Here is a 12,393-nt window from a genome sequence, read left to right on the forward strand (position 1 = left end):
CAGATTCCTAGATTTCGCTGAACGAAAGCATCTCGTCGACGATTTCGTGGACGGTTTCGGCGAGGTGCGCCGAGTTCTCATCGGAGATGAGGCTGAAATGGTTCCCGCGAATTTCGCGGGAGGAGAGGCCAGGGATGTGCGCCCGCCACCCGTGGTCCGCCCCGCGAAGGATCGCGGGGAATTCGATGTGAGGATCTGGATAGGGCTCGGCCGCCCGCAGCAGACACACTTCACCCGCATAGGGCTCGGGTGTGTAGCCGAGGAAGGCGGCACGGTGCCGCTCCATCAGGGCCGGGATGCGCGCCGCTTCCTCGGAGATCCCCGTCAGGTCGGCGGTCGCTTCGCCCTCGCCGCCCAGGAGGTCCATGGCCGCGAACGCCGCGCGGGCCTGCTCCGCCGCAGCCGGATCGGCCACGGCTTCCGGCGGCAGCCAGGTGTCGAGCATGGCCACCCCCACGAGGTCCACGTCGCGCGCCTGCCACTGCCGGGCCATCTCCAGGGCGACGCAGCCGCCGACGGACCAGCCCGCCAGGAAGAGGGGCCGGGTGCCCCGTACGGCATCGACGGCGGCGACGTACCGGGCGGCCATGTCCTCGATGGACTCGGCGCCCGCACCACTGCCGTCGGCGTCCGTGACGTTCGCGGCCTGGAGGCCGTACACGTCGTACTTCTCCCCCAGTTCCCGTCCGACCGCCTGGAAGGGGAGGACGGAGCCGCCGGCGCCGTGCACGAACAGCACGACGGGCCTGCCCTGGGGGTGTACGAGCGGTACGAGGACTTCGTCGGTGCGTTCCTCCGCGGCGGAGCCCAGGCGAGCGGCCAGCTCCCGGACGGAAGGGGCGGCGAACACGTCGCCGACGGTGGGCTTGACGCCCAGTTCCCGGGCACAGGCCGCGATGAGCTTGAAGACCAGGAGGGAGTGGCCGCCGAGTGAGAAGAAGCCGTCGGTGACGCTGAACCGCTCGATGCCGAGCACCTCGCCGAAGACCCCGGCGAGCCGGGTCTCCATCTCCCCTTCGGGCTCAACGAGCTCCGTCGAACCGCCGGCTGCCCGGCTGCCCAGGTGTTCGAGCAGCGCCTTCTCGTCGATCTTGCCGTTGACGTTGTACGGCACCTGGTCGACGGTGACGACGGCCGCGGGCACCATGTGCGTCGGCAGCTGGTTCCGGGCGTGCCGCTCCAGCTCCCGCGGGTCGGGCTCGCTGCCCGGCTCGGGCACGACGAAGGCCGCGATGCGGCCGTCGAAGCCACTGGGGGCCAGGACCACGCAGGCCCGTACGTCCGGGTGCTCGCAGAGGACCGACTCGATCTCGGACAGCTCGATGCGCAGGCCCCTGACCTTCACCTGCCGGTCGATGCGGCCCAGGTGCTCGATCACCCCGTCCTCCCGGTACCGGCACAGGTCGCCGGTGCGGTACATCCGCTCGCCGACCGGGCCGAAGGGGTCCGGGAGGAAACGCTCGGCGGTCATGCCCGGCCGGTTGTGATAGCCGTGGGCGAGGCCGGTCTCGCCGCCGATGTACATCTCGCCGGGCACGCCGATCGGAAGTACTTCGAGGTCGGGGCCCAGGATGTGGATCCGGAAGTTATCGCAGGGCCGCCCGAGCGGGAGGACCGGGACACCGGGCTCGCGGGGGATGACTCCCTCGACCACCGTGCCGGCCTCGGTGGGGCCGCAGCAGTTGACGAGCTCGGCGTCGAAGTGGGCGTGGAAGGCGTCGCGCAGCGGGGGCTTGACCTCCTCGCCGCCGATGATGACCCGGCGCAGGGAGCCGCAGCTGCCGGAGGGGGCGGCGGCCAGGAACACCTCCATCATCGTCGGGACGAAGAACAGGGTGGTGACCTGGTACTGCTCGGTCAGCCCGTGCAGGTACTCGGGTTCGCGGTGGCCGCCGGGTCGGGCGACGACGAGGCGCGAGCCGTAGTAGAGCGGCCAGTACAGCTCCCAGGTGGAGACGTCGAAGCCGTAGGAGGTCTTGAGGATGTTCGCGTCGCCGGGCCCGAAGGGGTAGCGGCCCTGCAGCCAGAAGATGTTGGCGAGGGCACCGTCCACCGGGTAGGCGACGGCCTTCGGCCGACCGGTCGAGCCGGAGGTGTAGAGCAGGAAGGCGAGGGCGTTCGGCGGGGTGGAGATCGGGAGGTTGCCGGTGGGGCACCGCTCCCAGGGCCGCTCTTCGCCTGTGACGCGCAGCACGGTCCACGGCCCCCCGGGAAGCTGCCCCGCGCCCCGGTCGTCGGCGAGCACCAGCTGGGGTTCGGTGTCGGCGAGCATGAACTCCATGCGGCCGTCGGGGAGGTCCGGGTCCATCGGTACGTAGGCGGCGCCGGCCTTGGCGACCGCGTACAGCGCGATCACCATGGCGAAGCTGCGGTCCATGCAGACGGCGACCTTGTCGCCGGGCCGTACGCCCTGGGCGCGCAGGTGGTGGGCGAGCTGGTTCGCCCGCTCGTTCATCTCCGCGTAGGTGAGCTCGCCCTCCTCGCCGACGAGGGCGACGGAGTCGGGGGTGCGCAGCACCTGCTCCTCGAAGGGCTCGGCCAGCGTCCGGTACCGGATGTCGGGCTTCCGGTACGTGTTGAGGCCGTGCAGGATGTGGCTGCGGCCCGCCTCGGAGAGCAGCTCGACCTCGGTGACGGGCGTCGCCGGGCTGGTGATCAGCGTGTCCACGAGCGCCACGTAGAGCTGCGCGAAGCGGTCCACCGTCGAGCGGTTGAACAGGTCCGAGGAGTACTCCATCACGGCGCGCAGGTGCTCGCCCGCGTCGACGACGGAGACCGTCAGGTCGGTGCGCGCGGACTTGGTGTCGAGTTCGACGAGCGAGCCGCCCTCTCCCTCGCTGACGACGCCGATGCCGGACACGAAGCCGAAGATGGTCTGGAACACGGGGTTGACGCCCGGCGTCCGGGCCACACCCAGTTCGGCGACGATGCGCTCGAAGGGCACCATCTGGTGGTCCTGCGACTCCAGCACGGTCTGCTGGGTCTGCTGGATCAGCGTGCGGAAGTCCGGTGCGGCCGACAGGTCCCCACGCAGCGCGACCGGCTTGACGAAGCAGCCCACGATCTTCTCGGCGGTCTCGTCGTCCCGGCCCGCGAGGGGCGAGCCCACCACGATGTCGGTCTGTCCGGAGAGCCTGGAGAGGAACGTCTGGTAGGCGGCGAGCAGCACGACGAAGGTCGAGGTCCGCTGGTCGGCGGCGAACCGGCGCACCCGGTCGGCGAGCTCGGACTCGATGCGGAAGCCGGCCATCTCGCCGCTGCGCGTCTCGTTGGCGGGCCGGGGCCGGTCCTTGGGCAGGTCGAGGACGGGGAGCTCGCCGCCGAGCCGGCCCTTCCAGTACGTCAGCTCCCGCTCCACGCGGGTCTCGTCCAGGGTCCGCGCGTGGGCGGCGGCGTAGTCCAGGTAGCCCACCCCGTGGGCGGGCGGCAGCTCGGCCCCGGCCAGCAGGCGGCTCAGCTCGTCCGTGACCTGGCTGACCGACCAGTGGTCGATGATCACGTGATGGAAGCCCAGGGCCAGTACGGCCGGCCCGTCGGGAAGCAGCAGGGCGATCACGCGGAAGAGCGGTGCCTCATCGGTGGGGAGCGGAATCGACGCCGTCTTCTCGACGATGGCGGCGGTCCGGGCCTCCGCGGCCTCCTGGCCGAGGGCGCGCAGATCGTGCCACTCGACCGGCGGCTCCACTGAGCCGCAGTCCTCCTGCACCGGCTCGCCGTCGACCTCCAGGATGCGCACGCGCAGGGCGTCGTGGCGCTGGGTCAGCGTGCGGACGGCGGAGGTCAGCAGCTCCCGGTCCGGGGCCTCGGCGAGGGTGACCACGTCGAAGAGGTTGTATTCCGCACTCTCCGGAAATCGCCTCGTGAAATACCAGATACGAGCCTGTGCAGGAAGCAGCGGAACTTTGACACCCTGCCCAACCTTCGGAATGTCGACCGCAGGCTTTTCTGCTTTCCGATTTCTGAGCATTTCGAGAAGCTGCGATTGTCCGGCACTGAGCTGACTCACCTGTCCACACCCCACACAGGAACGGAATACTTCTTGAAGACAAGAAATAAACTAACCGATCCTCCATGGAATTCGACTGGCCAGGCTCCTCAGTCGAACAGCAGGGCGGTGATGCGGTGTCAGTGCCGTTTCACGGGAACGTCGTCCGGCCGGAAGCGCAGCCGCGGCCCCTCACCGGCCCAGTTACCGGCGCCGAGGCGGCGCAGGCTCGCCAGCAGGTCGAGGGTGAGCCAGCGGCTCAGCTCCGGATGCACGGGGTGCTCCCACAGCCCGGCCGGGCCGCGCAGCCCGTCCAGGAACCCCACCAGGTCCGCCACCCGGATGTCCCGGGCGGAGACGCCCGTCCGCGACGTCAGGTCCAGGACGAAGGCCAGGTCGAAGCGGGAGTGCAGGGAGATGAAGCCCGCCGCGCGTTCCCGGCCGTGCAACCGGGCGATCTCGGTTCCCAGCGCCCATTCGTCCCGGGTTTCGCGCCGCAGCAGCAGGTCTGCGGCCCGCCGCGCCGGTTCGGAGCGTGCGCGCTGCGGATGCAGCACCAGAGCGGCCAGGGCGGCCTCCGTGTTGGCCCGGCAGCCGGGTGAGCCGGGCAGCTTGCGGTAGCCGGGGACGCTGCCGGGCTGACCGGCGACCAGGCCCGTCGGCCACGAGCCGTCCTCGACGCGCTGGGCGATCAGCCAGTCGTAGGCCCGCTCGGCACGTGGATCCGTCGCCGCGCCCACGGACCCCACGGCTCTCAGCGGCAGGGCGGCCTGGAGCGGGATCATCGTGTAGCGGTCATCGGTGCGGAATTCCGTCAGGGGGAAGGAGCCGTCGTCCCGCTGGTGGGCGAAGACCCGTTCGACCAGCTCGGCCACCCGCGGGTGGCTGTGGTCGAAGCCCATGGCGCCGAGCCGGCACAGCAGTTGGCCGAGCTCCTGGAGCCCTTCGGGTTCGGACCCCAGGAGCGCGAGCGCCTGCGCGTCCTCGGTGCGTCGGGGCAGCAGATCGGCGAGTTCGGGGTCGTCGTCCGGTACGTCGAGCAACTCGGCCAGGACGCGGCACCGCAGTGCCGGCGAACTGTCGGACAGCAGCAGCCAGGCGGATTCGGTCATGACAGCACCTCACGCAGGTACGGGGCGGTGGCGGTATCCCCGGCGGCCAGGTCCTCCGGGGTGCCCTCGGCGACGATCCGGCCGCCGGCGGGTCCGCCGCCGGGCCCCAGTTCGATCAGCCAGTCGCAGCAGGCGAGCAGGCGCGGGTCGTGGTCGACGACGAGGACTCCGTGGCCCTTGGCCACCAGCCCGTCGAGTGCCTGGACCAGGCGCTCGACGTCCGCGTCGTGGAGCCCGGTGGTGGGCTCGTCGAGGATGTGCAGGGCCGGGCGGCCGTTCGCCCCGGTGATCTCGCGTACGAGCTTGAGCCGCTGGCGCTCTCCGCCGGAGAGCGCGCCGGGCCCCTGTCCGAGGGTCAGATACCCGAGGCCGAGCTCCACGGCGCCGCGAAGCGGCGAGGCGACCGCTTCGAGGTCCTCCCACAGGGCGAGGACCTCGTCGATGCTCATTCGTTCCAGGCCGGGCAGGCTGTGGCCGCGCACGGCGAGCTCCCGCGCCTCGGCCCGGTAGCCGGTGGCGTCGCAGGCCTCGCAGGGCCGCTGGGTGGTGGGCATGAAGCCCATGTCCTCGGCGACCGTTCCCTTCCCCTTGCAGCCGTCGCACCGCGGCTGGAGGTCGGCCGGTACGAGGCCCAGTTCCCGGGCCGGGGCGGAGTCCGCGTACGCCTCCCGGAGCGGCCCGAGCACTTTCAGGTACGCACCGGGCGAGGTGATGCCTACGCTGCTCTGGTCGCTGTGCTTGACCTGCTTCGGGGCGCCCTCGATGCGTTCGTGGTTGCCGGGGGCGACGGGCGTGGCGGCGGCCGAGGTGGTGAGCTTCTTCGGGGCGAGGGCGCGCGCCAGGATGTCGATGGCCAAGGTCGACTTTCCGGAGCCGGACACCCCGCAGAAACCGGCGAGCACGCCGAGCGGGATCCGCACGTCCTGACCGTCGAGGTTGTTCTCGGTCGGCTTGCGGACGGTCATCCAGCCGATGGGCGCGGCACGCGGACCGGCGGCCCGGGCGGGCAGCGGGCGTTCGAGGAGGGCGCGGGCCCGGGGGTTCGCACGCACCTCGTCGGCGCTGCCGGTCCCGACGACCGTACCGCCGTGCCGGCCGGCCCCGGGACCCATCACGATCCGGTGGTCGGCCCGGGCGACCAGGCGCATGTCGTGGTCGACGAGGATCACGGTGTTGCCGTGGTCGCGGAGCTCTTCGAGCACCGTGCCGAGCACGTCGACCTCGCTCGGGTGCAGTCCGCGCGACGGTTCGTCGAGGAGGACGGTCATCCCGGTGAGCTCGGCGCCGAGCAGGGCGGTGAGCCGGACCCGCTGGAGCTCGCCGGCCGACAGCGTGTTGGCCATCCGGTCCAGGTGCAGATGGCCGATGCCCACCTGGCCCAGGAAGCCGAGGCGGCGCAGGGCGACGGCGTGCGACCGGACCGCCCAGCCAGGTGCCCCGTCCGGGAGCCCGAGCCCGGCGAGCACTTCCCGCACGGTGTCGACCGGCTCGCGGTGCAGGTCGTACCGGTTCATTCCGGCGACCCGCTGGTCGAGGAACTCCGGCCGCAGGCGTCCTCCGGCACACGAGGAGCACGGCACGCGCTCGGTGTAGAGACCGCCGACGTCCCAGCCGTCCATGATGCGGAAGACACCACGCCAGACGACCGTCGCGGAGGGGGTGACCCGGGCCTCGGGCGACAGGGTGACCTCCTCCTCACCGAAGAGGAAGGCCTCCTGGCCCGCCCGGCTCATCTCCTGCCAGGGGGTGCGCTCGGGGTCGAAGCCGTAGCGCTCTCCGAGGGCGAGCAGCATCCAGTAGCCACCGTTGGCGGGCTTCGACAGATACGAGCGCGGGTAGAAGCCCGGCGAGTACATCGCGCCGTCGCACAGCGGCCGTTCGGGCCGGTGGATCAGTCGTTCCACCAGCGGAACGGCCACGGTGCCCATGCCGTGGCAGCGCAGGCAGGCCGCCTCGTACCGCAGCGGTGAGAAGTCCCCGGGCTCGGCCGGCGGGCCGGAGCGTCCGCACCCACCGCAGATCCAGGGGCTGCCCGGCCGGTGGCCCGAACGCCGTTGCTCGGAGCCGCAGTCGGTGCAGCGGCGTGCTCCGGCATAGGCGAGGAGGACGCCGAGGTGCGGGCTGAGTTCGGTGCTGGAACCGACGGTGCTGCGCAGGCCGGGGGCCCGCCCGTCCGCTCCGACGACGAGCGTGGGGCCGAGTCCGGTGAGGGAGGCGGCCCCGGACTCGGGCCCCTCGCGCACCGACTGGCGTTCGTAGAGGGACAGCGATTCGAGCAGCCGCCGGGTGGCTTCCGCTTCCAGAACGTCGCGGACGAGTGAGGACTTGCCGGAGCCGGAGACACCGACGACCGCGGTCATGGCGCCCTTGGGGATGTCCACCGACACGTCGCGGAGGTTGTTCGCCGTCGCTCCGCGGATCTCCACGCAGGTGCGTACGGGGCGCGGTGCGCGGGCCGCCGCGGATGGCCGCACCGGGTCGGCGGGGCGCGGCTCGGGCGGTCCGGCGTGCAGCAGCCGTCCACCGTCGGGGCCGCTGCCGGGGCCGATGCGTACGGTCCAGTCGGCCATGGCCGCGATGTCCTGGTTGTGTTCGACCACGACGACCGTGCAGCCGCGTTCGGTGAGGCGGCGCAGCAGGGCGGCGAGCCGGGGCACATCGGCCGGGTGCAGGCCGGTGGTGGGTTCGTCGAGGTAGACCAGCTGGGCCGGCTTGGTGGCGGCGATCTGCTTGGCGAGCTTGACGCGCTGCGCCTCGCCGCCGGACAGGGTGGGCGAGGGCTGGCCGAGCCGGAGGTAGCCGAGGCCCACGTCGAGCAGTGCCTGGATGATCCTGCGGGCGCGGGCATCGTGCTGGAAGAGCGGCAGGGCCTCGCGGATGCTGAGGTCGTGGATCTCGTCGACGGAGTAGCTGTTCCCGTCCGGGAGTTCGGCGCGTACGGCGAGGGCCTCGGCGCTGAACCGGCGCCCCTCGCACACCTCGCAGGGCACCCACTCCGAGGGCAGGAAGCGCAGTTTCACCTCGACGGATCCCATGCCCGCGCACGCGGCGCAGGCTCCCTCGGAACGGTTGAAGGAGAAGGTGCCGGCGGGCATCCCCGTCGCGGCGGCGAGGACCGCCCGGACGCGGTCCGCGAGGCCGGTGTACGTGGCGGGGTTGGAGCGGGGGTTGACCCCGATGGGCGACTGGTCGACGCTCAGCGGGGCGACGGGTTCGCCTTCGAGAGCGGTACAGCCGCGGGCTTCGCCGGCCTCCAGGGAAGCTACGAGGACGTCGCGGACCAGCGTGCTCTTTCCGGCCCCCGAGGGTCCGGTCACCACGGTGAGCGCCCCGAGGGGGAAGGCGCAGTCGAAGCCGGTGAGGTTGTGGTGGTCGGCGTTCCTGACCGTGAGCCACCGGTCGCCGCTCCCGGCGGGCGCCTTCGACCGCTCGGGTTCCGCCAGCCGTTCACGGCCGGAGAACCAGCGGCCGGACGGCGTATCGGCGTCCCAGAGCTCGCCGGGGGTGCCCTGGAAGACCACTCGCCCGCCGCCCGAACCGGCCGCGGGGCCGATCTCCACGACCCGGTCGGAGCCCGCCACCGCGGTCCGGTCGTGCTCCACGAGCACCACCGGGCCGGCCAGCTTCCCGAGCTCCTCCAGAAGCCGCCGGACCTGGGCCGCGCCAAGACCGATGGTGGGCTCGTCGAGGATGTGCAGCAAGTCCTCGACATCGTTGGCGAGGAGGACGGCGATGCGCAGGCGTTGCGCCTCGCCGCGGGAGAGGGTCGGCGAGGAGCGGTCGAGCGTGAGATAGCCGAGGCCCAGGGACGCGAGGGCGTCGAGCCTGCGCAGGACGTTGCGCAGGGCGGTGCCCGCCCGCGGGGGCAGGTCGGCGGCGGCCAGCACGTCCCGGGCCCGGTCCACGTCGAGCCGGAGCAGCGCGGGGAGGGTCAGGCCGGCCAGCTCGTACGCGGCGGTGTCCGGGCCGTCGGCGCGGAAGTCCTGTGGCCTCACCGACGGCAGCGCCGCGCCGCAGGACGTGCACAGCCGGGCCCGCGACAGCACCCGTGAGCCCGACTGCGTACGGAACTCGACCTGGACGCAGCCGAGCGCGGCGACCTCGTCGAGCAGCCGGCGGGCCGCCTTCACGTCCTCGCCCGGACCGAGGGAACCGATCCGGACCACGACCGTGTGCGGGGCGGCGGGGTCCAGCGGAGTACCGGACCAGGGCCGGCCGTCCACCATCACGCCTTGCGGACCGAAGCGGTCCCGGAGCTCGGCCAGCAGGCGACCGTGGGTACCGAGGGCCCCGCGCACGAGCGGGGCGAGCACCTCGACGGTGCCGGACGCGGCGGCCGTCCGCAGCAGGGACAGCTGTTCCTCGGACGGCACCGACTCCGTCACCTCCGCGCAGCGCGGGCAGCGCAGCACGGCGAACCGGGCGAAGAGCACCCGCAGGAAGGGGTGCGCTCCGGCGGCGGTGGCGACGGTGGAGCGGGGGTTGCGGTTGAGTACGTTCTGCCCGACGGAGACGGCGGGCCGCAGCCCGTGGACCGCCCGGACCCGGGCCGCCCTCGCGGTGGTCGAGGCGCCGGCGAGAGTGGCCAGGAACCGGTGCTTGGCCTCCCGTTGCAGCGTGTCGAAGACCAGCGAGGACTTGCCGGAGCCGGACGCCCCCACAACTGCGGTGATGCCTTCGGACAGGGTCACGTCGATGTCCCGGAGGTTGTTCTCCGTCGCGCCCTCGATCCTGATCCCGGTCCCCTGCGCGTTCAAGACGAAGCCCTCCCGGCCATCCCTGTCCCCCACTCTTCCCCGCCCGCCCCTCTTCGGTCCGCCGCCGTGCTGTCTCAGAGCCCGCCGAGGAGCCTAGCCGCCTCTTCGTCGGTCAGCCCGGCGACGAGTTCGGTCAGGGCCTTCTCGACCCCTGCGGCCACACCCTCGATCGTCGGCGTGGCGAAGAACTCACGCACGGCGACCTGCACGCCGAAGGTCGAGTTGACACGGTTGAGCAGCTGCAGCGACTTCAGCGAGTTGCCGCCGACGGAGAAGAAGCTGTCGGTGCGGCCGATCTTCTCGACGCCGAGCACCTCCTGCCACAGGACGGCGACCTGCTCCTCCAGGGAGTTCTGCGGCGCGTCGTCACTGACCCGGGCCTGCAGGTCTTCGAGGGTCGGCGCCGGCAGCCGGAGCCGGTCGAGCTTCCCCGACGGGGTGTGCGGCAGTTCGTCGAGCGGGATGTAGACCGCGGGAAGCATGAAGCCGGGCAGCTTCGCCTCGGCGTGGGCGGCCAGCGACTCGACGTCCCACGCGTCGCCGACGACGTACGCGGCGAGCTGGTTGTCCCCTTCCTCGCCCTTGAAGACGGTGACGGCGCACTCGCGGACCGCGGGATGGCCGGCGAGGACCGCCTCGACCTCCCCGGTCTCGACCCGGCAGCCGCGGATCTTGACCTGGTCGTCGACCCGCCCGAGGTAGTGGATCTGCCCGTCGCCGTCGACGGTGACGAGGTCGCCCGTGCGGTAGAGCCGCTCGCCCGCGTCCACCGGATAGGGGTGCGGGACGAAGCGCTCGGCCGTGAGTCCGGGGCGACCGAGGTAGCCGCGGGCGAGGCCCCCGGTGCCGGACACGCACAGCTCGCCGGGGACGCCGTGCGGCACGGGGCGCAGGGCCTCGTCGAGGACGAAGAGGCGGTAGATGCCGATCTGGCGGCCGATGGGCAGGCCGCCCTGGCCGTCGTACGAGCGTCCCTCCCAGCCGGCCACCTCGGAGGTCTCGGTCTGGCCGTACAGGTTGTGGAGCTCTGCGCCGAACCGCTCGGAGAACTGTTCGAGCAGCCGCGTGCCGGCGGCCTCGCCGGACAGCTGCACCCAGCGCAGGTCGGGGCAGTCCACCTCGGGGGCGAGGTTGAGGTAGGCCTTGAGCATCGAGGGAACGAAGTGCGCGAACACGGTCCGCTCGGTGGAGAGCAGCCGGCTGAGGTGCACCACGTCGGACTCGGCGCCCGGGTCGGCCATCAGGACGGTCGCACCCGCGCTCAGCGGGCCGAAGATCTCCCAGATCGCCACGTCGAAGATGAGCGGGGTCTTGTGGATGACCCGGTCGCCCGGCTGGAGACCGTAGCGCCGTCCGAGCCACTCCAGGCGGCCGGCCGCGCAGAGGTGGTCGATGACGGTGCCCTTCGGGGTACCGGTCGAACCCGAGGTGTAGTAGACGTAGGCCGCTTGGTTCGGCGTGACGGCCGTCTGCGGCGCGTTCGGTGCCGAGCCCTCGGCGGGGACCGGGATCAGCGGGACGCCGAGGTCATCGAGGCGGTCCGTACGGGACTGCTGGACGACCACGGCGGCCACCCGCGCGTCACCGGTGATCACGGCCACCCGCTCGGCCGGCAGCGAGGGCTCCAGCGGAACGAACGCCGCCCCCCGCTTGAGTACGGCGAGCAGCGCGACGACCAGGTCCGCGGAGCGCTCGACGCAGACGGCGACGAGGCTTTCGGCGCCGATGCCGGCCTCGGCCAGCGTGTGGGCGAGCAGGTTGGCCCGGCCGTCGAGCTCGGCGTAGGTCGTCGCACGGCCCCCCGCCTCCACGGCCACGGCGCCGGGGTGGCGGCGGGCCGTCTCCTCGAAGGTCTCGTGGAGGGTGCGCAGATCGGGGTAGCGCTCGAACTCCGCGTTGGCGGCCGCGGCGAGCTCCGCCTGCCGCTGCTCCGGCAGCAGGGCCAGTTCGTCGACCCTGGCCTCCGGACGCTCCACGGCGTCGTCCAGCAGCGTCACGAAGCGGGCGGTCCACTCCTCGGCGGTGCAGCCGGAGGGGAGCTCACCGCAGATCAGGTGGCCGGTGATCTCGGGGGACACCGTCTCGACGACGCAGTGGACACGGGCGTCCGTACCTGCGGGGGCGGCCGGCACGGGTCCGGCCTCCCCGTCGGTGTACCGGAAGACGAACCGCTCGACGGCCCCGTCGGAGGCGTCGTCGTCGGCCGGCTCGGCCACGGGCCCTTCGGTGAGGCCCTTGTCGGCGGTGCGGAGCAGCTCCGCGAAGGTCTGGTCCCCGCCGACGGTCAGCGGGACGATCCGCTCGTCGCCGGGCGACAGGAGGATCTCGGCGTGCTCGCGGCGGGCGTGCCGGAACCGCACGGCCAGCAGGGCCGCGAGCAGGACGGCGGGTTCGCCCACGCCGTAGCGGCGGGCCGTCTCCGACACCTGCTCCCCGAGTTCGGTGCGGAGCCGGAACGGCACCGCGTCGAGGTCGCCGCCGGGTATCACGACCGAAGTCCCTTCAATGGACACTGAGTTCCCCTTTCGTGACGAGTGAG

Annotated in this window: 4 protein-coding genes; all 4 read right to left on the minus strand. The window is 72.2% G+C overall.

Going from position 1 to position 12,393, the window contains the following annotated elements; translation table 11 throughout:
• Window positions 1–7 precede the first annotated feature (7 nt).
• The 4 genes from ACIBAE_RS18690 to ACIBAE_RS18705 all read right to left on the minus strand — a co-directional run bounded on the left by ACIBAE_RS18690 (window position 8) and on the right by ACIBAE_RS18705 (window position 12,367).
• The gene (locus ACIBAE_RS18690) at window positions 8–3,967 is read right to left on the minus strand and encodes an amino acid adenylation domain-containing protein (protein WP_399286329.1); all 3,960 of its coding nucleotides are present in this window, start codon (window positions 3,965–3,967) and stop codon (window positions 8–10) included.
• A 158-nt stretch (window positions 3,968–4,125) separates the two neighbouring features.
• Entirely contained in the window at window positions 4,126–5,097 is a 972-nt protein-coding gene (locus ACIBAE_RS18695; RefSeq protein ID WP_399286332.1) for a hypothetical protein, read from the minus strand.
• Window positions 5,094–9,854 (minus strand): hypothetical protein, encoded by a 4,761-nt coding sequence (locus ACIBAE_RS18700; protein WP_399286335.1) that lies wholly within the window; start codon window positions 9,852–9,854, stop codon window positions 5,094–5,096. The genes ACIBAE_RS18695 and ACIBAE_RS18700 overlap by 4 nt, the downstream gene beginning before the upstream one ends.
• A 74-nt stretch (window positions 9,855–9,928) precedes the next feature.
• On the minus strand, window positions 9,929–12,367 hold the full coding sequence (locus ACIBAE_RS18705) for an amino acid adenylation domain-containing protein (RefSeq protein ID WP_399286338.1): 2,439 nt from the start codon (window positions 12,365–12,367) through the stop codon (window positions 9,929–9,931).
• Between the last annotated feature and the right edge of the window lie 26 nt (window positions 12,368–12,393).

Source organism: Streptomyces sp. NPDC051569 (assembly GCF_044454085.1).
Taxonomy (GTDB): Bacteria; Actinomycetota; Actinomycetes; order Streptomycetales; family Streptomycetaceae; genus Streptomyces.